20 protein-coding genes and 1 riboswitch are annotated in these 21,224 nt (G+C 42.7%); of the genes, 4 read left to right on the top strand and 16 right to left on the bottom strand.

The features are described 5' to 3' along the window. Nucleotides 1-147: 147 nt before the first annotated feature. The 6 genes from AC1D7X_RS01585 to guaC form a co-directional block, all read right to left on the bottom strand. Complete coding sequence (locus AC1D7X_RS01585) at nucleotides 148-1,002, bottom strand: carbohydrate ABC transporter permease (protein WP_495454367.1); 855 nt, start codon at nucleotides 1,000-1,002, stop codon at nucleotides 148-150. Then, on the bottom strand, nucleotides 992-1,975 hold the full coding sequence (locus tag AC1D7X_RS01590) for a carbohydrate ABC transporter permease (protein WP_495454366.1): 984 nt from the start codon (nucleotides 1,973-1,975) through the stop codon (nucleotides 992-994). Before AC1D7X_RS01590 ends, AC1D7X_RS01585 begins: the two co-directional genes overlap by 11 nt. 61 nt (nucleotides 1,976-2,036) lie before the next feature. After that, on the bottom strand, nucleotides 2,037-3,449 hold the full coding sequence (locus AC1D7X_RS01595) for an ABC transporter substrate-binding protein (RefSeq protein WP_495474524.1): 1,413 nt from the start codon (nucleotides 3,447-3,449) through the stop codon (nucleotides 2,037-2,039). Between the two features lie 265 nt (nucleotides 3,450-3,714). Next, nucleotides 3,715-4,515 carry a response regulator transcription factor gene (locus AC1D7X_RS01600; protein WP_495454364.1) on the bottom strand — a complete coding sequence of 267 codons (801 nt, stop codon included), beginning with the start codon at nucleotides 4,513-4,515 and terminating at the stop codon, nucleotides 3,715-3,717. Further along, nucleotides 4,512-6,284 carry a sensor histidine kinase gene (locus AC1D7X_RS01605; protein WP_495474525.1) on the bottom strand — a complete coding sequence of 591 codons (1,773 nt, stop codon included), beginning with the start codon at nucleotides 6,282-6,284 and terminating at the stop codon, nucleotides 4,512-4,514. Before AC1D7X_RS01605 ends, AC1D7X_RS01600 begins: the two co-directional genes overlap by 4 nt. Before the next feature lie 288 nt (nucleotides 6,285-6,572). Next, nucleotides 6,573-7,556 carry a GMP reductase gene (gene guaC / locus AC1D7X_RS01610; protein ID WP_495454362.1) on the bottom strand — a complete coding sequence of 328 codons (984 nt, stop codon included), beginning with the start codon at nucleotides 7,554-7,556 and terminating at the stop codon, nucleotides 6,573-6,575. A gap of 78 nt (nucleotides 7,557-7,634) precedes the next feature. Next, nucleotides 7,635-7,733: riboswitch (purine riboswitch) on the bottom strand. Between the two features lie 284 nt (nucleotides 7,734-8,017). On the opposite strand from guaC, the gene AC1D7X_RS01615 reads away from it, so the two are divergent. From AC1D7X_RS01615 to AC1D7X_RS01625, 3 genes are read left to right on the top strand one after another with little or no spacing between them, the layout of a single operon-like run. Continuing rightward, nucleotides 8,018-8,386 (top strand): YhjD family protein, encoded by a 369-nt coding sequence (locus AC1D7X_RS01615; protein WP_495454361.1) that lies wholly within the window; start codon nucleotides 8,018-8,020, stop codon nucleotides 8,384-8,386. A 1-nt stretch (nucleotide 8,387) separates the two neighbouring features. Next, on the top strand, nucleotides 8,388-9,656 hold the full coding sequence (locus AC1D7X_RS01620; protein WP_495474526.1) for a DNA polymerase IV: 1,269 nt from the start codon (nucleotides 8,388-8,390) through the stop codon (nucleotides 9,654-9,656). Beyond that, entirely contained in the window at nucleotides 9,653-10,153 is a 501-nt protein-coding gene (locus AC1D7X_RS01625) for a YhjD family protein (protein WP_495454359.1), read from the top strand. Before AC1D7X_RS01620 ends, AC1D7X_RS01625 begins: the two co-directional genes overlap by 4 nt. Before the next feature lie 119 nt (nucleotides 10,154-10,272). On the opposite strand, the gene AC1D7X_RS01630 is transcribed toward AC1D7X_RS01625, so the two are convergent. The 4 genes from AC1D7X_RS01630 to AC1D7X_RS01645 all read right to left on the bottom strand — a co-directional run bounded on the left by AC1D7X_RS01630 (nucleotide 10,273) and on the right by AC1D7X_RS01645 (nucleotide 15,362). Further along, entirely contained in the window at nucleotides 10,273-10,560 is a 288-nt protein-coding gene (locus tag AC1D7X_RS01630; protein ID WP_495454358.1) for a stage VI sporulation protein F, read from the bottom strand. 63 nt (nucleotides 10,561-10,623) lie between these two features. Beyond that, the gene (gene recG, locus AC1D7X_RS01635) at nucleotides 10,624-12,675 is read right to left on the bottom strand and encodes an ATP-dependent DNA helicase RecG (RefSeq protein ID WP_495454736.1); all 2,052 of its coding nucleotides are present in this window, start codon (nucleotides 12,673-12,675) and stop codon (nucleotides 10,624-10,626) included. Nucleotides 12,676-12,696: 21 nt separating this feature from the next. Further along, nucleotides 12,697-13,554, bottom strand: a complete 858-nt coding sequence (locus tag AC1D7X_RS01640) for a DegV family protein (RefSeq protein ID WP_495474527.1) — start codon at nucleotides 13,552-13,554, stop codon at nucleotides 12,697-12,699. A gap of 29 nt (nucleotides 13,555-13,583) precedes the next feature. Then, complete coding sequence (locus tag AC1D7X_RS01645; protein WP_495454356.1) at nucleotides 13,584-15,362, bottom strand: DAK2 domain-containing protein; 1,779 nt, start codon at nucleotides 15,360-15,362, stop codon at nucleotides 13,584-13,586. A 348-nt stretch (nucleotides 15,363-15,710) separates the two neighbouring features. Between AC1D7X_RS01645 and rpmB the strand changes: the two genes are divergently transcribed. After that, nucleotides 15,711-15,899, top strand: coding sequence for a 50S ribosomal protein L28 (gene rpmB, locus AC1D7X_RS01650; RefSeq protein ID WP_495454355.1), 189 nt, complete (start codon nucleotides 15,711-15,713; stop codon nucleotides 15,897-15,899). A 146-nt stretch (nucleotides 15,900-16,045) separates the two neighbouring features. Here the strand turns inward: rpmB and spoVM are convergent, their stop codons facing one another. The 6 genes from spoVM to AC1D7X_RS01680 all read right to left on the bottom strand — a co-directional run bounded on the left by spoVM (nucleotide 16,046) and on the right by AC1D7X_RS01680 (nucleotide 21,221). Further along, complete coding sequence (gene spoVM, locus AC1D7X_RS01655; RefSeq protein WP_068537489.1) at nucleotides 16,046-16,126, bottom strand: stage V sporulation protein SpoVM; 81 nt, start codon at nucleotides 16,124-16,126, stop codon at nucleotides 16,046-16,048. Between the two features lie 150 nt (nucleotides 16,127-16,276). Next, nucleotides 16,277-16,525, bottom strand: coding sequence for a hypothetical protein (locus tag AC1D7X_RS01660; RefSeq protein WP_495454354.1), 249 nt, complete (start codon nucleotides 16,523-16,525; stop codon nucleotides 16,277-16,279). 4 nt (nucleotides 16,526-16,529) lie between these two features. Beyond that, the gene (gene rpe / locus AC1D7X_RS01665; RefSeq protein ID WP_495454353.1) at nucleotides 16,530-17,192 is read right to left on the bottom strand and encodes a ribulose-phosphate 3-epimerase; all 663 of its coding nucleotides are present in this window, start codon (nucleotides 17,190-17,192) and stop codon (nucleotides 16,530-16,532) included. A 5-nt stretch (nucleotides 17,193-17,197) separates the two neighbouring features. Next, nucleotides 17,198-18,121 (bottom strand): ribosome small subunit-dependent GTPase A, encoded by a 924-nt coding sequence (gene rsgA / locus AC1D7X_RS01670; protein WP_495454352.1) that lies wholly within the window; start codon nucleotides 18,119-18,121, stop codon nucleotides 17,198-17,200. A gap of 41 nt (nucleotides 18,122-18,162) precedes the next feature. After that, nucleotides 18,163-20,448 carry a Stk1 family PASTA domain-containing Ser/Thr kinase gene (gene pknB / locus AC1D7X_RS01675; RefSeq protein ID WP_495454351.1) on the bottom strand — a complete coding sequence of 762 codons (2,286 nt, stop codon included), beginning with the start codon at nucleotides 20,446-20,448 and terminating at the stop codon, nucleotides 18,163-18,165. Then, the gene (locus AC1D7X_RS01680) at nucleotides 20,445-21,221 is read right to left on the bottom strand and encodes a Stp1/IreP family PP2C-type Ser/Thr phosphatase (RefSeq protein ID WP_495454350.1); all 777 of its coding nucleotides are present in this window, start codon (nucleotides 21,219-21,221) and stop codon (nucleotides 20,445-20,447) included. The genes pknB and AC1D7X_RS01680 overlap by 4 nt, the downstream gene beginning before the upstream one ends. Nucleotides 21,222-21,224: the final 3 nt, after the last annotated feature.

Raw genomic sequence — 21,224 nt, forward strand, 5'->3', positions numbered from 1 at the left:
TATGAGATGAAATATTTACCTGTGCTCCAATACATGCGAGTTCTGAATTCCACCTAAAATAAATGAGGCGCCTTGTGTTTACAAGACGCCTCATTTATTTAGGTGTTATAGATTCCCATCCTCGGCATCGAACCCTGCTTGAGGGGGTTATTCTTTGACGCCTCCGAGCGCTACGCCCGCGATGATATACCGAGATAACAGGAAGTAAACCACAAACAGCGGTAAAGCCGTCAAAGCCAGACCCATATAGATTGAGCCGAACTCCGTCTTATAAATATCACCTCGAAGCAAGCTAACCATGATTGGCATTGTATACTTTTCCTTCTGTGTCAGTAGAATCAGCGGCATGAACAGGTTGTTCCAATTGGCTACAAAGGCAAAAATAGCCTGCGTCGCCACTGCCGGCACCATGAGCGGCAGGATAATCCGGTTAAAGGTTTTGAACTCACCGGACCCGTCTACGCGTGCTGCTTCCACGATCTCTATCGACAGCGTGGCTAGCAGGTATTGCCGCATAAAGAACACGACCGCTGGCGCTGCAATCGCAGGGAGAATCAGTGGAAGAAAGCTGTTTGTCCAATGAATTTTATACATGAATTGATAGAATCCAATTGCACTTGCTTGGGAAGGAATCATCATCACGCACAAAATAAAGGTAAAGAATGGCCCACGCAACTTCCAGCTATAAGTCACAAGTCCATAAGCTGCTAAGGACGAGAAATAGACCGTTAAGAGGGTTGCTGAAGCAGAGATAATAAATGAATTCATAAACCCTTGAATGGGATCGAAACTCTTGTCAAGCAGCACCCGCAGGTTGCTCATAAAGTGTGTCGAAGGAAGCAATGAAATACCGCTTTGAATTTCTGCTGTAGAGCGAGTGGCGTTCACAAACATGACCCAAAACGGGAGGATACTAATTACCGCCAAAGAGATACAGACGATATAAATAACCGTCTTGTTTATTTTACGGGTGACGGTTCCGGTTTTGTGATTATTGCTCATGTGTTACGCCCCCCTCTTGTCCTTTTTTCGCTGATTTTCTATGCATTTTTTCTATTTTTTTCATTTTTGCCGCGTCACGGTCACGCATTAAATAGAATACGAGTGCAGATAAAATCGCTGAAATCACGAACATGATCATACTCGCCGCTGCAGCACGATTATATAAATAGCTTCCCTTAAAGGCTTGCCCATAAATGAACATGGACGTGGTAAGCGTGGAGTCATCTGGTCCGCCTGCAAGGAAGAGCTGCGGAATATCAAACATGGTCAAACCACCGACCATCGATGTAATCAGCGTAAATAACAAAATCGTCCGAAGACTTGGCAATGTGATACGGAAGAAGGTTTGAAATCCGTTAGCGCCGTCAATCGACGCAGACTCGAAGAGTGCAGGATTTATACCCATAACGCCTGCGATAAGAATGACCATGGTATTACCGTACCACATCCAGAACTGGATGAACGCTACAATGCCCCGTGCTGTCGTCTTATCCTGAAGGAAGAAAATCGGAGCGTCGGACCATCCCATCATTTCAACGAAACTGTTTATTGGACCCATCGGATAGGCAAACAGAGTGCTGAAAAGCACGGCAATTGTACCTGCTGTAATAATATTAGGCATATAGAGTAGAACCTTGAACATACCCTGTCCCTTTATTTTAAGACGCTGGTTCGTGAACCATGCGGTGAGTAAGAGTGCTAGAAGGATCTGGGGAACGAAGTTGGCAAACCAGAGCAACCCGGTGTTAATTAGGGACTTCCTGAATGAGACGTTATCAAAGAGCAGATCTTTGAAGTTTTGAAAAGGGTTATCCAAAATATGTATTGGTTTTGGTATTAATCCCTTTAAATCAGTGAACCCGATGAATGCGGTGTATAAAATAGGATATAGCGAGAAAATAACAAATGCCAAAACAAACGGAAATGTAAAGATATAGCCGTATTTAGAGTAGTTCACACCTTTGCGGCGCATACTCTCACCCCTTTAGTTGATATGAAGGGGCGGGATAACTTCCCGCCCCTTCGATTTCTTTTTATTCGCTGTCGATGTCAAGTTGATCTTTGACTTGCTGCTTGAAGGTTTCGATCGCTTTAGCACGATCCTTGTTGCCTGCAGTATATTCGCGTACTTGATCACGCCAGAGTTTATTTATTGTTTCGTCGAACTGGGTCAAGTTCTTGCCTGAAGCATTAGCGTTAGCCGGAACAAACACGTCGAACATGTTCTGTCCACCAAGCAATGGAACTTCGCCGTTAGACTTATCCATGACAACGGAGGAAGCAACGCTGTCCTTCGTGCCTTGTTCGCCGTCTTTCATCGTTCCGTTAGCCCAGTAATACTGGAGGCCGGTTTCGGATGTATCGAGTGTTACCCACTTGATAAAGTCCGCAACAGCTTGTTTCTTGGCATCATCCTTGGTTACTTCTTGGTTGGCAAGCAACCAAGTGCCTCCCCAGAAGAAGCCTGTAGGTGGCTCAGTAACTGCCCAGTCACCATTTGTATCTTTTACTTGTTCACTCATTGTATAGTTAATGAGCCAAGCAGGACCGAAGAAACCAAAGGTCGGTTGGGACCCACTACCGGACATATCAGCGAACCAAGCTTCCGACCAGTCTGTTGTATCGTTGTGGAAGCCATTGTCTTTCAGCTTCTTGGAGAGATCAAGGAACTCTTCGCGCTTCGGATCAATATGAAGTTTTCCATCAACAATCCAGCCTTTCTCAGAACTATTCTCGATCGCGTGCCAGATATCGCCATCTCCAGAAACCATGCCATATCCTTTAGTTTTCAGCTTCGCAGCTGCATCGTAGAATTTATCCCAGCCTGGACCGATTTCAGTCTTGATGGCAGCTGGATCATCTGTTCCAAACACTTCTTTGGCGAGCGAGCGGCGATAGATAAAGGCTCCGCCCGTTGCTTGATAACCGAGGCCTTTCAGTTGGCCGTCTTTGCTACCAATATCAACAGAGTACTGAGCAATGCCAGCATCCTTAACCATTTGATCGTCAAGACCTAGATCCGCATAGTTGGCGGAAAAGTTGGATGCATCGCCTTGTGTATACTTGAGCACGAATGCCGCTTCAGCTGCAAAAATATCCGGAGCATCTTTCCCACCAGCAGCCAGAGCCTGGTCAAGCGCAGGTTGATAAGCTCCATCGGTAGTTGCGACAACCGTAGTTTTGAACTCTACGTTTGCGTCAGGATGGGTTTCCATATACTTTTTAGTCATGTTCGGAATCTCGTCCGTGAAACTCCAAAGATTGACGGTCACTTTCTCGCCATTCCCTTTTGCTGGAGTCTCAGTTGCATTGGTTGTTGTTGCTGGACTTGTGCTTGGGCTAGCTGAGTTTGAGCTTGAATTTGAGTTTCCGCCACATGCTGCAAGCGCAGATGACATTACGAGCAATGTAGAGACCCCTACTAAAACACGCTTCATACTTTTCATACTTTGCCTCCCCTTTTTATTGTTTCTTCGGCTTTTTGTAACCGCATACACAATTATAATCCCAAGCTCCTTTGGATATAAGGAACCTATCTTTGGGGAAACTTCCACTATTTTTTGATTTCGTTCCGTGAAAAGCATAAAAAAAGACACCAAAGGTTTTCTTCCTTGGCATCGTCTCCATTTATCTAATAGATTAGTGAACATTTGCGGGAACTTGTCGGTCGCAGTATTTACTTTCGTATCTAGGATAATATCCTACGAATCATTACTGAATCAGGCCTTCAATTCCGTTTCTCATCGATCGGTACCGCCCCGGACTCATTCCTTCGTACTCCTTAAATAGTTTGTTAAAATATTTGACGGCCTGATAACCGGTGCGACTTGCAATTTCTGCTATGGGCAGATTTGTTTTCAGCAACATTTCCTTCGCTTTCTGTAGTTTTCTACGGGCGACGTATTCGCTGAAATTCATCTGACACTGCTCTTTGAAAAGTGCGCTGAAATAACTCCCATTGAGATGTACATGCCCGGCGATTTCCTGCAGACTGATTGGTTCCATTATGTGCATTTCTATATAGTCCATCGCTTGGCGAATCGGATCACTTAGTGCGGCTTCTTCGTCCCTTACGGCCATCAATTGCGGATCTGCCATCTTCTGCATGAAGACGATGTGTTCCCGTTCTTCTCCTGCTTTCAGGGCATTCTCCACAGATTCGATCAGCTTCTCCGGGCTGGCCGGCTTGAGCAGATAGTCCACTACAGACAATTGAAGCGCTTGCTGAGCATACTCGAACAGGGCATGTCCAGAGATAATAATAACGGATGGCTGACGCTGAATTCTCTTCTCCCTCATCTGGGTAACTAGAGCAAGCCCGCTGATTTCAGGCATGCGGATGTCCGTTATCATGAGTTCCACGGGAGTCTCCTCCAGAATTTGCATAGCAGCTAACCCATTACTGGCCGTAAGGATCTCATATTGACCTGCTGCCCATACCCCAAGTATTTTCTTCATTCCTTCTCTCGAACGCGGTTCATCGTCAACAATAAGAATCGTTCGACTCCTCATAACTCTCTACCTCCTTGGACAGGAATTTGGATGCTTATCCGAGTGCCTTGGCCCTTCCAGCTATCAATAGCCATTACCGCACGCTGCTCGTTCTTTCCCGAGAAAAATAGTTGAAGCCTCTTCTTCACATTGGCGAGTCCGAGACCAGAATCTTTAGAAGAGGACACCTTCCCGCTGTCTAGCTCTTCTAATAGGGAACGTAGCTTTTCCTCGTCCATTCCCCCACCGTCGTCTTCCACCATAATAATGATCCGTTCCCCTTCACGAGTGACCGTCACCTTGACCAAGCCGGGTTCAATCTTACTCTCGACTCCATGCAAAATAGCATTCTCCACGAGCGGTTGCAGCAATAGTCGAGGTAACTCAACATCTGTAAATTCGGGCGGAGCCTCGATTTCCCATTCCAAGCGGTCTCCAAATCGCATCTTCATGATGGATAAATATCGACTCACATGCTCCAATTCGTCGCGAAGCTTCACCCATCCCTCTTTACTTGACCCCGTAATGGTATATCGGAATAAATCAGACATGGCCACAACATATCCTGCCAGTTGGACTTCATCCTTTTCCAATAGCGACCAGTGTAGAACATCCAGAGAATTAAACAAAAAATGCGGATTAATTTGAGCTTGAAGTGCCTTTAGCTCCGTATGGCTCCGGGCTACCTCTTTCTCATAAACTAACTGAATCAGCTCGTTGATGTTATCGACCATTTGGTTATAGGAATAATTCAGTTCCTGAATTTCCATGGTGAACGACATGTTCTCGATGGGTTTCAGAATGCCGAGACGGGTCTCTCTCATGGCTTTGATCAACTTGAACACAGGCCGTGTGATGAGGGTAGACAAGAAAAAGGAGAGCAAGGCGAACAGCAAAGAACCCATGATAGCTGATACGACCATAGTCATCCGCAAGACCGGTATACCTTGGGTGATAACGTTAACTGGCGTTAAGATGAGTAGCGTCCATCCAGTGACAGAAGAACGTTGTTTGACGACGATAAAAGAGTTCTTATCGATGGTAGCGACCTGATGGTTAGCCCCCTCCACCAGTACGGCCGCTGTCTTTTGCGAAATGCTGTCATCATTGGACGTGATGAGCTTACCGTCGGAACCTATGAGCAAGACCGTTTCCGTCTCCGCTTCCGTCTCCCCCTCTCCAGACAACGAGCCTTTCAGAGCGAACTTGTTGCGGTCTGTACGGATGAGCAAATACCCACCTGTCGCGAAATTTCGATCAATGATGCTGATTTGTCGAATCGCCAAAACCGATGTGGTATCCAACGGATCGATGCCGAACCATATGAGCCCACCTTTATTCTCCGTTGCCTGCTTAATCCAAGCCTCAGGCACCTTATCTCTCAGGTTGCTGCCGTCAAGAGGGTATAACCTTGCCCCGTCCTTCTTGTACAGCTCCACAGACTTGATGCCGTCGGTATACATTTGGACTAGATTAATAATGGTTGGCAACGCCTGCCGTTCCGTAAAGGTCGCGCTCTGACCCTCTATATCACGTAAAAGCAGTTGCTGGATATAATCATTGGTCGATACTAACGTCGTCAGAGAATTGATCTGTTCGAGAATACCTTCCAGGCGGCCGTTGGCCTGAACCGCAGTTTGCTGAATATGCTTCTCCGCGTTGTTCTTGAGCATCGTCGAGACTGAATGAAATGTTATCCCCCCGACAAATGTCAGAATGATGAGCATAACAGCAAGAAAACCAAGCAACATTTGATTCCGCAGCTTATTTAACTTTAACCACAATAGCATTCGCCGCACATAGCCTCTTCCTCTCCACGTCATGAGATCATAGAATAATCTCACTCGTATCTGAATAAGTAAGGGCTTACAACCCTTTCTGTCATAATATAACATGTTTATTAATTATCCGCTAAGAGAATTGTAGAACAATGCCTGACCACCAATCCGTGCACTACTACAATTACAGATAGATCAATCGCAACTTTTTTTACGCTCCATATATTGAGAAAAACTCTTTCCTAAATGGAAAGAGCTCCGATTTTCATAATTGATGAGAATATTTCTTTAAATACGGCTTTAATATACTTTATCACCATTAAAAATAGAGTTTTTGACAATAACATAATCTACGTGACGAATGGAGTCTACAGTAGTTCCACCAGCATACGAAATAGAAGATTGAAGATCTTGTTCCATTTCAGTTAGCGTATCCTGTAAGGAGCCTTTATGCTCAACGTACATTTTCTTACCTTCTACGTTCTTCTTTTCACCTTTTTGATATTCAGAAGCAGAGCCAAAATATTCTTTAACAAACTTTCCATCTTTTTCGATAGTTTCGCCTGGTGATTCTTCATGTCCGGCAAAAAGAGAGCCAATCATGACCATCGATGCACCGAAACGGATTGATTTGGCTATATCACCGTGTGTTCGTATTCCACCATCAGCAATAATCGGTTTACTTGCTGCCTTTGCACACCCACGAAGTGCTGCCAACTGCCAGCCTCCAGTCCCGAATCCTGTTTTAATTTTTGTGATACATACTTTACCTGGTCCAATCCCAACTTTTGTCGCATCAGCACCGGCATTCTCAAGTTCCCGCACAGATTCAGGAGTACCCACATTACCAGCAATGACAAAGCTCTTCGGTAGGTTTTTTTTAATATGCTGAATCATATTAATGACAGCATTTGAATGACCATGTGCAATGTCGATCGTTATGAATTCAGGTGTAAGCCCTGCCTTTACAAGCTCTTCAATGAATTGATATTCTTCTTCTTTCACTCCAACACTAATTGAAGCGTAGAAACCTTTTGCCTGCATATCCTCTACAAATGACAGCCGCTTTTCTGGCTCAAAACGATGCATAATATAAAAATACTTATTTGCAGCAAGATAAAGGGCTATCTTTTCATCAATGATTGTTTGCATATTGGCTGGCACAACAGGAAGTTTAAATTGATGGCCTCCTAATGTCACAGTTGTATCACACTCAGAACGGCTGTTAACCACACATTTAGCAGGTATTAACTGAATATCTTCATAATCAAATACTTTTTCCATGATATACACTCCTTAAAGAAAGATTATTAGTCATTTTGGCTAAAGCAACAAAAAAAAGGATCCTAACTATAAATGGGTAGAGTAATCTCACCCATTCGTAGTTAGGATTATTAGGCTCCTAGTAGAGACTCTTAGACCATATTCTAAGAATATACGAATGCTGTTAAATAATTAATTTTTAAACACAAGTTTGATTATAAACGAACTTTTATTACAAGTAAATGTTTATTATTCGGGTTTAGATCGATAATTAAAATGAATTTGAACAATATCATCAAAAAAATCCCTTTTTCATAAAATGGGAGGGCTAAATGAAATCAATATATATTTTCCGTTTTTTCAGCCGATACACTCTTTAGATTCAGATTAACTCACTTCCAAAAAATACACTTGCATAACGAACTCATGTTCGGTGTATAATAAAACAAGAATATACGTTCCCATTGTGGTGGTGTTGAAATATGCATGTTAATCCAAGTATAGAAACAGAAGAAGATATTCAAATTATCAAGGAATATACCCTGCTCCCTGTATTGCTCGATATGTTAGCAAGGGATATTGACCATTTAACGATCTATAAAGACAAAATTGTATATAACTATGTTATCTGTCATCTGAGAGATGTTGAGCAATCCATCTACCCTCGATTACAGAACCTTAGGAACCAAATGAAACAGCGACATATTAGCATCTTGAATACAGACATGAATACACTCGGCATTGAGGTTGAATATAAAGTTCGTGGTTATATCCATCATTTCAATATGTTGAGAAGTCTAATAAAAGCAGAAGTATTCACCATGCTTATGAGTTTACGTGGAGGCGGTTAATATGAGCGATCAACGTGAACGGGTTATTTTCCTGGCAGATTGCCAAAGTTTCTACGCTAGTGTAGAGAAAGTCGAACATCCTCAATACAAGAACAGACCTGTGGCTGTAGCCGGTGATCCCGCGCGTCGCTCAGGTATTATTCTAGCTGCCTGTCCTATAGCCAAGAGCTTCGGAGTCACGACAGCAGAACGATTAGGTGAAGCCCTGAACAAGTGCCCTGATCTTGTCGTCATGCGTCCACGGATGCAGCATTATATCGATGTTTCACTTATGATCACTCAAATTTATAAGGAGTATACCGACCTCGTAGAGATATTCTCTATCGATGAGCAGTTTCTGGATGTCACCGGAAGTCTAGGTATCTTCGGGGATCCTGTCAGAATAGCCCAATCGTTACAACAGAAGGTTCTTAAACAAACGGGGGTGAACATACGGGTAGGCATTAGCTCTAACAAAATACTGTCCAAAATCGCAACTGACATATGGGCAAAAAAGAACGAGAGTGGCATTTTCACCTTACCTAAATCAGACATTGAAACGTTATTATGGTCACAGCCTATAAACAAAATGTTCGGAGTTGGATCTCGCATGACTTCCCACTTCTTACGTCTCGGAATGCATACCATTGGGGATATTGCAAGAACACCTTTACCCCGCTTAAAAGAGAGATTTCGAGCGCGCTTCGGCAAACAAAGTGATATTCATGCCGAGGTCATGTGGCGAACGGCTAATGGTCTAGATGACTCCCCTGTGACACCCGGTACTTTTAATACAGCACCCAAATCAGTCGGTCATATGATTACTTTACCTACAGACTATGCCGAATCGGATGATGTGAATACGATACTTCTAGAACTCACAGAAGAAGTCTGTCGCGATTGTCGACGTAAAGGCTATATGGGTTCCGTCATTTCAGTAAGTTGCACGTGTAGCCCTTATGAAGATCCTACAGGATTCTCTCGGCAAATGAAGATGCTTGATCCAACCAATAACACGAACGTCGTCTACGAAGCTGCCAAAACACTCTTTTATCAGTATTGGAATACACTTCCTGTTCGTCGCATTGGGATTACCCTTAGTAACTTTGCATCTGACCAGGAATATCAATTGACTCTATTTGAAGACCAGATCAAGTTACGCGCCTTAGATAAAGTGACCGATACGATAAAAGATCGTTATGGCAGTGCAGCTATTATAAGAGCCTCATCACTAACAGCTTCAGGCCAGGCATTTGAAAGAAGTCATAAAATTGGAGGTCATTATAAATGAGTAAAAAACTAGAAGGCAACGGATTATGGGAATCCAGTCGTATGATGCTTCCTCAACATAAAGAACAATCGTTAGCCATGTCCATTCAGAATGACACTACTCCCCAATCTAAAGAACCCCTTACAAAAAAGGAAATGGAGATGATGCGTGAATACGTCCTTCTTCCTGTCACACTCCACATTATTGAGAAAAAAATCCTTGAAGTAGAAATCTCCCCTCAAATGCTTAAGTTATTGTACTCCACAGCGGCCAAAGTACTAGCCAACCATATCCGAAAGGATATGCAACAATCTAAAAAGAATCTATTCGAACGAAATATTCGCATATTTGAAGACACCAAGAATGATTCCGAACTCACCTATCGCTATACTTGTCGCGGATTAGAGGATCGATTTACGATGACTAAAGACTATATGCGAGCTGAGGTCAGCGTTAGAATTGGACGTTATGTGAGAAAGCTAGCTACAGATATGAAAGAGACCGCCATGTCACATTGATTCAAGCGTAACTTATGCTCAGTGATGCCGCGTAGCTGTATGGGAGTCTAATATTAAAAAAAGAACCCTCTCGGGTTTGGTATCCACGAGGGTTCTTCAACGATCTAAGTACTATTGAACTACCGAAACATGCTCCACAGCTTAATAAGATGGAACGTATTATTGGGATCAATACGTTGACTCATGATAAAGCGGACAATTTGTTCTTCTTCAGCAGGAGTGAGCTTCTCCTTTACAAGGCTCGCTGTTGTTTTCACTAACTTCTGTACCTTAGGACCACTCTGTAAATCCTGCTTAGTGACACCATCAATTAGGTCTTTGACACGCTCTTTTGTCGTTGGATTCTTCATTTTAAGTTTAATCCGCTCTACTAACTGTGGGCTGATTCCATACTGCTGATAACCCAAAGATTGGCACCTCCCGTCAATTCAACCTTTCTCAGTATATGACGGTAGGCTTGTCTAATGTGTCTAATCAATCAGATTTTCTTGGAAAACCTCTTCTCGTTGTAGATAGTGCCGAAGTGCTTCATAAGAGGTTGATGTCCAAAAAGAAGCATCTCCCACCAATGTAGCTACATCATCCCGTGCTTGTTCCAATACACCAAAGTCACTTACCATATCGGCTAGTCGGAAATCGGGTAGTCCACTCTGCTTCGTGCCGAAGAAGTCTCCCGGTCCACGTAAATCAAGATCACGGCGAGATACTTCGAATCCATCATCGGTCTCCGTCATGACTCTCATCCGTTCTTGTCCTACTTCTGATTTGGGATCAGCAATTAAGACACAAAAGGATGCATGCTGTCCCCGTCCCACACGCCCACGTAACTGATGCAACTGAGACAGCCCGAATCGGTCAGCATCCATAATAATCATAAGCGTGGCGTTAGGAACGTCGACTCCTACTTCAACCACCGTTGTCGATACAAGTAGATTGACTTCATTTCGGTTGAAGGCCTGCATAACTTCTTCCTTCTCTGCGGGTGACATTCGTCCATGTAACAACCCCACACGATAAGTAGGAAAAGCCTGTTGCATCTGAATATGAAGATCAATTACATTCTGCACGTCCAACTTCTCTGATTCCTCAATCAACGGACAGATCAGATACGCTTGGCGACCTTGATCCACTTCACGCGCAATAAGTCCAAGCACTCTATCCATCAGGCTATGCTTCACCCAGTACGTAGTGATGGGTATACGTCCCTTAGGGCGTTCTGTAAGGGTAGAGACATCCATATCACCAAAGGCCGTAATAGCTAGTGTACGTGGGATGGGTGTCGCCGTCATGGTCAATACATCCGGGTTGTAGCCTTTACGTCGTAACACACTACGCTGATTCACTCCAAAACGATGTTGCTCATCCGTAACAACTAACCCTAGGTTACGGAAGAATACTTCATCTTGTATCAAAGCATGCGTTCCAACGACCACATCAACCATTCCCATTTGTAGTGATGCTAACAGATCCTTACGCTTACGTCCCGTTACACTACCTGTCAATAAGCCGACTGAAATTCCAAAAGGTTCGAACAATCGGACTAATGATCGCAAGTGTTGCTCGGCTAGTATCTCGGTAGGTACCATCAGCGCACCTTGAAATCCCGAACGCACTGTAGAGTATAGAGCAATGGCTGCAATGATTGTTTTCCCAGATCCAACATCCCCTTGAAGCAATCGGTTCATACAATACGTCGCTCGCATATCACGCAATATTTCAAGTTCCACTTTCTTCTGAGCATCAGTCAGTTCAAAAGGTAGACTCCTAACAAACTCGCGCACCACAGCATTCTCCATAGTATGTACTACGCCGTCCATCCGACCTCTCGTCAAAGCTCGGAAAGCTTGCATCTTCAACTGAAATAAGAATAACTCCTCGTACACCATCCGTTGCCGGCCTTGTTGTCCTTCCTTCGTGTCCTCAGGCTGATGGATCATTAAGATTGCCTTTTTACGCGGTAAGAAGTGATACTTCTGCAGAATCTCCTGAGGAAGAATCTCTGGAATCATATCGCCATATTGTTCTAATGCTTGTCCTATGATTTTACGAATCCACGTCTGTGTAATCTTAGCTCCTACAGAATAGACCGGTTGTAGCGAACCACTCCGCTTTACCCCTTGATCTGGGAACTCCGAATCAGATACCGTTAATTGCATTCGTCTTTGTTCCCATTTGCCATTCAATACAATCTCGCGACCAGCTGTCAATTGATCACGTAAGAAGTGACGGTTAAACCATGTCGCAGTAAACATCAGATCTTCAGCCATCATCTTGCAGCTCAAGCGTGATTTGGTACCATAACGTTGCAGCACAGGTATCCCCATTACTTTAGCCTGTACGGTGATTTTATCTCCACTCTGAACTGCACTTAAAGAACGAAGACGATAGTCTTCATAACGATAGGGATAATACTCCAACAAATCTTTAACCGTAAAGATGCCAAAGGCGTGAAGCTCCCCCTCTTTAAGGGCACTCACGCCACGAACCTGTTTAACTGAAATCTGATCCAAATGAAGGCTCATATTCATGTTCTATACCTCAATTCAAGCGGGCCATATATATACGCCGATCGTCCCTACTCCCACATGACTTCCTATAACAGAACCAATGTTATGGAATACGACTTCCTCTACCTGGTAATGGCCTGAAAGTTCTTCTAAAAAGGACTCAGCCGAAGCAAGATTTGCCGTATGACCCACTGCCACATTTATTTTTTGAATGTTTCCTAGATCCTGTTGGAAGAGTTCGATCATTCGAGCAATGGCCTTTTTACGACCTCTCACCTTCTCAACGGGATATATAATGCCTTCTTGGTCAATAGAAAGAATGGGCTTAATGTTAAGTAACGTCCCAAATAAAGCTGCTGCTTTACCGATTCTTCCACCTTTTTGCAAGTATTCTAATGTATCTACAAGGAAATATAACTTACGTTCTTTACGTAGTTCTTCTACGGCTACGACAATATCTTCTACTGCCATACCTTGGCTAGCAAGACGCGCTGCATGTACAACAAGTACACCGAAACCGTATGAAGCTGAAAGAGAATCAACGACGGTAATATCTACATTCTCCTCCATCATCGATTTAGCGATCAGTGCGGATTGATAAGTTCCGCTTAACCCTGAAGAAATATGAATAGAAAGAATAGATGCATCTGGATGGTCTTGTAAAATTTGCTCATACGTCCGGACATAATCCGCTGGAGAAGGCTGAGATGTTGTAGGTAACTTCTCAGCCTGAACCAACCTTTCATAAAATTCCTTCGCGGATATCTCTACTCCGTCTAGTAGCGATTCCTCTCCAAATTGCAATCGTAATGGAACAACATGAATCCCATGTTTCTTAGCTAATTCTTCTGGAATATCAGACGTACTATCCGTAACAATAACGGTATGTGTCAAAGAAATTCCCCCTCTTACACAATGAATTTTTAGGACTCTACTGAAAACAGATAGTAATAAATAGGCTGTCCACCCTCATGAATCTCCACTTCAGCTTTAGGATACATTTCGTGTATCCATGCACCCATTTGTGCTGTCATTTCGGGGTTAGCTTCTTCACCTGCTAGCACAGTCACAATCTCATCATTATTCACTAACATTTGGGAGAGAAGACTCTGACAAGTGGTTAGCAAATCTTCATTAGCCGCTACAATTTTTGAATTCTGTATACCAATAAATTGACCAGCCTTAATCTCTAACTCATCAATAACCGTATCTCGAATCGCATACGTAACTTGACCCGATTTCACATGCGCAATAGCAGCTAACATGTTCTCCGTATTGACATCTACACTTTCCTCTTCTAAGAAGGCAAAAGCGGCAGCCATCCCTTGAGGTATGCTCTTACTTGGAATAACCGTAACACTTCGTTCTCCTTCTAACAACTCACGCGCTTGCTGAGCAGCCAGTACGATATTAGAGTTGTTTGGCAAGATATAGATGTGTTGAGCAGAGATCGTTGCAATGGCATTCACGAAATCTTCTGTACTTGGATTCATAGTTTGTCCACCAAAGAGAACAGCATCTACACCCAAGCTAGTGAAAATATCTGAAATACCTTGTCCAGAAGACACGGCAATGAAACCAAACGGTGCCATTTCATCAGCAGGAGGTTCCACAGCTACTGGAATGGGAGCCTCTTCTTTCACTGGAATTGCAGCAAAAATTTCTGGCATTGGTGAAACATCCAATCCTGAAGACAGCAAATCGCGATGCTGTTCACGCATATTCAGGATATGAATTTGCGTTATTTCCCCATATTTCAAAGCCAAGTTCAGAACTTCACCTGGTGTCTTGGAATGTACATGAACTTTAATAATTTCTTCATCAGGAATAACAATAATGGAATCTCCATTAATTGACAACGCTTTCCGAAAATGCTCTTCATCAAAAACACTAACTTCTGTATCTGCAATTTGACGGTTAATGAAGAATTCCATGTCATATAGAAATTCAATATCTTCCGTCTCCAAACGTGATTGTGCACTCATCGGAATATCTAAGCCCATCTTAACGGCTTGAACGACGGGAACCTTATTCACTTCCGGAGCTTTTATTGAAGAGAATGCCTCTTCTGTTCTTAGAGCAGTTCCATACTTTAAATGTTGTAGGAAACCTTCATAAATATATACAAGACCTTGTCCGCCAGAATCTACTACTCCTACCTGCTTAAGTACAGGTAATAGTTCAGGTGTCTGAGATAATGTTTCTTTGGCTTGCAAAAGCACCTGCTCCATCAATTCAACGATGTCACTAGTACGTCTAGAGAAGTGTACAGCATGTTTAGCCGCTTCCTTAGCTACTGTGAGGATTGTCCCCTCAACAGGCTTAACAACGGCCTTGTACGCCGTCTCAACCCCTACCTGCAATGCTGCAGCGAATTGTTGCGTATTCAGTTCTTGATAAGGAGCTGCATAACGTCCAAACCCACGGAATAATTGAGAGAGAATAACGCCTGAATTACCACGTGCCCCCATTAAGAGACCTTTAGATAATACCCCTGCGCTATGTCCAATAGAATCCGAATTATTCTTCTTCAATTCAGTAACACCAGCAGTCATTGTCAAATTCATGTTTGTTCCCGTATCTCCATCTGGCACCGGAAATACATTAAGGGAATTGACATGTTCTGCATGTTGCTGTAATTGTTCCGCTCCGAGCAATACCATCGCGGTAAAATCTGTTCCATTCAAAGAACGCTTACTCAAGTGAGAAATCCCCTTCCTACCTTCATTACAAAAACAAATGGCATTTTTTATTTATATTTCATCATACTACTTTTACATCCAATTACTTTCTAACATTTCACATTTAAAATTAAGTAGATTTTTTTGGTTATGTCCACCCCTCGGACTCTATGTTATCATCGTAGAAAAAAACTGCTACGGTAGCTCAATTCAATCGAATTTATGCATACAATATTGACTATATAATATTGTACTATAACTACCAAAAGAAATAAATGTTTTTAGGATAGTTGACGAAGCAATTTTTGCTGTGATATTATATATAAGTATTGTTTTATGCAGGTGTATTGGAACAAGGAGGTGTAATCTATGTCTCGCAAATGTTATATTACAGGTAAGAAACCAGGCACTGGTAACCATGTATCTCACGCCAACAACCGCAACCGTCGGAGTTGGGGCGTTAACGTCCAGAAAGTTCGCATTTTGGTGGACGGTAAAGTAAAACGTGTCTACGTTAGTACTCGTGCTTTGAAGTCAGGTAAAGTCACTCGCGCCTAATATCTCCATAGCATATAAGCAAAAAGCACCTTGTTTTCATCAGGTGCTTTTTTCATGCCTCAGACCGTGTGTACAGTGATTCTATCCTAAGCCGCGGTCAGAGGTTTTTTCCATTGGACGGCATGCCTGACTGAGAACGATAACGATCAATTCTTGTGAAATGTGTTCAGAATGGCTTTGACAAACCCTCCCAAAAACCTTGGTAACTTGAATGTATAAAATTTCATGTCTCACCCTCCCCATCATTCTCATGCCTTCCGATATTCATCCACTGAGCCTTCACTGTGACTGACAACAAAAAAGGCTACATGAGAATTCTGCTCATGTAACCATATTTATGCAGGGACAGCATGCCCTATGACTCATACTAATCGAGACTAAAGGGTTAAATTGAACTTATATACCGAAACCATAAATATAAAAAGGACGAAATAGAGTACTGTCAAAACAATATAACCAATTCTCATGCCCTTTTGCTCAAAATGACGGAAGAAATAAATCGTTATAACGACTGCTAAAAGTGATGTAAGAGCATTGAGAGGGGTCTTCAGCACTGAGAACGTCCCAAGTAGCATCCCCGCCCCCATACTTGCGAATGTAAGCCATAGAGCTTGTTTGAAAGTCATACGATTACTTTCCCCCTATACTACCTCTGATCTGAGAAATCGCTAAAGCTCTGTTGCTTTGACCAAACACAGCACTACCTGCTACCAATACATCTGCCCCTGCTTCTACAACTTGTGGAGCCGTATCCACAGTCACTCCACCATCGACCTCTATATGAACATCAAATAACGAAGCTTCATTGAGAGCTTGGCGAACCTGACGTATTTTGTGGAGTGTGCGAGGGATAAAGGACTGGCCCCCAAACCCAGGGTTCACAGTCATAATGAGTACTAGATCAAGATCTGGTAACACTTCTTGTAATACCGAAGTAGGAGTTCCAGGATTAATAGCAACCCCAGCTTGTACTCCTAATTCTTTAATCATATGTACTACACGATGCAAATGTGTACAAGCTTCAGCATGTACGGTAATAACCTTGGCGCCAGCCTTCGCAAAGTCGGCAATATACCGTTCAGGTTGTTCGATCATTAAATGCACATCAAGTGGGAGTGTTGTATAGTGCTGAATAGAGTTCACAATTGGTGCCCCTAATGTAATGTTCGGAACAAAATGCCCATCCATGACATCCACGTGAATCCAATCTGCTCCCCCCGCTTCAACTTCGGCAATCTCCATTCCTAACTTGGCAAAATCAGCTGACAATATAGATGGCGCAATTTTGATCATTTCTGTCAATACCTCCGCTTTTTGTCTTTCATTTCAGCATAGAACTGAACGTAGCTGTCATAGCGTATCTGTGCTATCTCACCTTTATCTTTAGCTTCGATCACTTTACAACCAGGTTCGTGAAGATGACTACATCCCCTAAACTTACAATTCATTGAATACGATTCAAATTCTCTGAAACAAGCGGACAAATCCCCGACTTCCATTTCCAAGAAGTCAAGCTGACTAAACCCTGGTGTATCTGCCACAAATGCTCCATTATCAAGTTCAATGAGTTCCACATGTCGGGTCGTATGTTTACCTCTGCCCAGCTTCATGCTGATCTGGTTCGTTTCTAAATTAAGACCTGGCATTAATGCATTGATTAAAGATGATTTGCCCACTCCTGATTGCCCAGAGAATACACAAATGTGTCCAGCAAGACGCTCACGCAATTGTTCTTGTCCTCTACCAGAACGAGTGCTCGTTACAATAACCTCATAACCAATCCGTTCGTAGAGCTCTTGTACATAATGAGTAGGATCATCCTTATCAACCTCTTCATCATCTAACAAATCCTGTTTCGTAAGACATATTAACGTATTAAGTCCTGAGTGCTCAATATGCACAAGGAATTTATCCAGGAGCGGTAAGTTCAAGTCTGGCTCACGTAAAGAAAATAATAATACTGCAAACTGAACATTGGCTACCGGAGGGCGAATCAATTCAGAATGACGTGGCAAGATTTCATTCACAGTACCTTCATCATGATCTGATAAAGAATACACGACATGATCTCCTACCAAAGGAGTGATTCCCTTATTTCTAAATACGCCACGAGCTCTACATTGAATCGCTCGCTGCCCTTCAGTAGTTACCGCCTTACCGTTTAATATCGGCTTAACGTAATAATATCCGCTCAGCGCTTTTACGATTACACCATCTGGCATTCTTGAATGGCCTCACTTTCCAGGGATGTTTATACGTTAATTCAAGGTTTTCCCGACGTCACTTTAATATCATTGCTATTATTTATGTTATCTGATTTATGTTTGCCTTTATTCTTACCCGGAGAGTTCATGGCTGTTGGATCCACAACTTCTCCATCTCCCGGGTCAGCATTGGGATCTACATTAGGATCTACATTAGGATCTACATTAGAATCTACATTAGGATCTACATTAGGATCTGTATTAGGATCTGCATTAAGATCTGCATTAGGATCAGGTTGCGGTTCTACATCAGTCTCATCGGTTGGCAACACGGGATCAGTCTGAGGAATAACGACCTCTGGTACTGAACCATTCTTAGCATCACTATAAGAGATAGGATACGTATCAAAGAGTTCTCCATCCCGGAAGATCGTTACATAAGCATTCTTATTTGGAGCTAGAACGAGATCAATCGAGAAGACTTGAGTAGACTTAATGGTCTTTGTTCCCCAATCCTTTTTCTCTCCATCTTCATTCCGTGCATCCGAATATTCTATACGGATCTTACTGCTCTTCCCATCTTCTACAGGTGCTACAGGTACATTAAATGTGTAATTCAATGCTTCTGGAGGATAACCAGTACTAACCGTAATACTAACCTCTGAACCCACTGATACAGGAGTATTAGGATCAAAAGGGAATTGTTTAATTACTTCGCCTTTTTCATAAATAAAACTAGAAGATTCCTCGACCTTACCCAGTTTTAATCCAGCTTGTTTTATTATACTTTCGGCTTCCTTCTGTGTCTTGTTAACCAAATCAGGCATCATAAACGATTCCTCGCCTTGGCTGACCGTTAGAACAATCTCAACCGTCGATGCATCAAATTCGGAACCAGCTTCTAGATCTTGCCCAATAACCATGCCAGAGGGTTGATCACTGTACTCGTCCTTCTTAGTAATATTTCCTTTTATTATTCCTTTGTTTATCAATAAATCAGATGCCTCATCAAAGGTTTTACCCTTAAGTTCAGGCATTATAGGCAGAGGCTTCTTTATACTAACCGAAAGCTGAATAGAGGCACCTTCTTTAACCATTGCTCCCTCTTTCTTACTCTGATCAAACACTACACCTTCATCAAAACCTTCTTTATAAGTGCGAATTATAGGGTCTTCAATAACAAGTCCAAGTGCAGTTAATTCTTTGACAGCAACATCTTCTTGTTTCGTAATAACATTCGGAATCTTTACATCTTGTACGACTAACATTGCCTTTACATACCAGATGACACCAACCATACAAATTAATATAAACAACGTTAATGATATCCAAAGGGTAGGCTTTACCCACCTTTTGGTAGGTTGTTTACCATTCACTGGCTTCTCGTCCTCATCTTCTTCATCAAAGAGCGCCTTGTTGTTCCGTTTACTAGACACAGCTCCCTTAGATACGGCCTTAATTGCAGGCATAGCTCGTGTCTGATCTGCATCGGCATCAGCAAACTGGATTCTAGGTTCATTACGTCTCTCAGGAAGAAGACAAGTCTCTAGATCTTGTAACATCTCTTTAGCCGATTGGTAACGTTCCTGTGGGTTCTTACGCATAGACCTCAAAATAACATTCTCTACACTTTGAGGAATAAGAGGATTCGTATCTCTTGGATCATCAAAATCCTCTTGCAAATGTTTTAAAGCTACGCTAATTGGGCTTTCTCCCAAAAAGGGTAGCTTCGCGGTTAGCATTTGGTATAGTACAATACCAAGCGAATACAAATCCGACTTTTCCCCTGTACTAACGCCCTTAGCATGTTCAGGAGAAAAATAATGGACGGATCCAATGACCGAACCTGTCTGAGTAATCGTTGTTGAGGTTACCGCACGAGCAATCCCAAAATCAGTTACCTTTACACGACCATTCCGACCAATAAGAATATTATGAGGTTTAATATCTCTGTGAATGATCTGATTGTGATGTGCGTGGTCGAGTGCATCACAAATCTGTGAAGCAATTCTTACAGCCTCTTCCACCTGTAAAGGTGCTCGTTCCTTAATGATCTCGTTTAGATTATATCCTTCAATATATTCCATCACGATATAGTGAATTTCATCTTCCTGTCCTACATCATAAATGCTTACAACGTTTGGATGCGATAGAGATGCCGCTGATTGTGCCTCTCGGCGGAAGCGCCGAATAAACTCTTCATCGTGTACGAACTGTTGGCGTAATACTTTAATCGCAACGTTTCGACCCAACAGAATATCATGGGCTTTATATACGAGTGCCATGCCACCTCCACCGATTCGTTCTATAATCTCATAACGACCACCCAATTCGTGTCCGATCATGAATCCCACTCCTTTATACTTGCCACTACAACTTCATTATTAAGTTCAAACAAAGCGACAGTAATATTATCATCGCCACCAGCCAAAAGCGCTAGTTGTAGTAGCCGATCTGCTCGTTCCGCAAGCGTTAATTCTTGCATTCCAGCAATTTGGCCCAAATGTTGACACTTCACCATATTACTAAGACCATCACTACATAGAAGCAATACTTCCTCCTGTGCAAGTGTAACCGGATCGAAATCAACTATAACTTCTGGATCCGTTCCTAATGCCTTGGTGAGCACATTGCGTCTAGGATGAGTTTCCAATTCGGACTGGGTAATCTGTCCACTTTTATATAGTTCATTTACTAGGGTATGATCTTCTGTCAGTTGAATAGCTTTCTCTTCAGTCACTTTATAAGCACGACTATCCCCAATATGTCCTATCCAACCCGAGGTTCCATCCATCAATAAGACAACAACCGTAGTACCCATATTACGATACTGTTCATTATTAGCCGCTTCACGATATACGATATCGTTTGCATGTAGAATAGCATCACTAAGAGCTGCACGTAATCCTTCAGATGACATTCCCTTCTCTAGAGCAGATAAATCTGTAAATATCGTCTCCACTGCAAGTTGGCTTGCCGTATCTCCCGCTTTGTGTCCACCCATACCATCGGCAACAATACCAAGCGTATAACCAGAATCCGTATAACATACTCTCACAGAATCTTCATTTACCGAACGAACGCGTCCGATATGGCTAACTTGAATATAATCGATCAAAGT

It is taken from the genome of Paenibacillus sp. Y568, assembly GCF_059445545.1.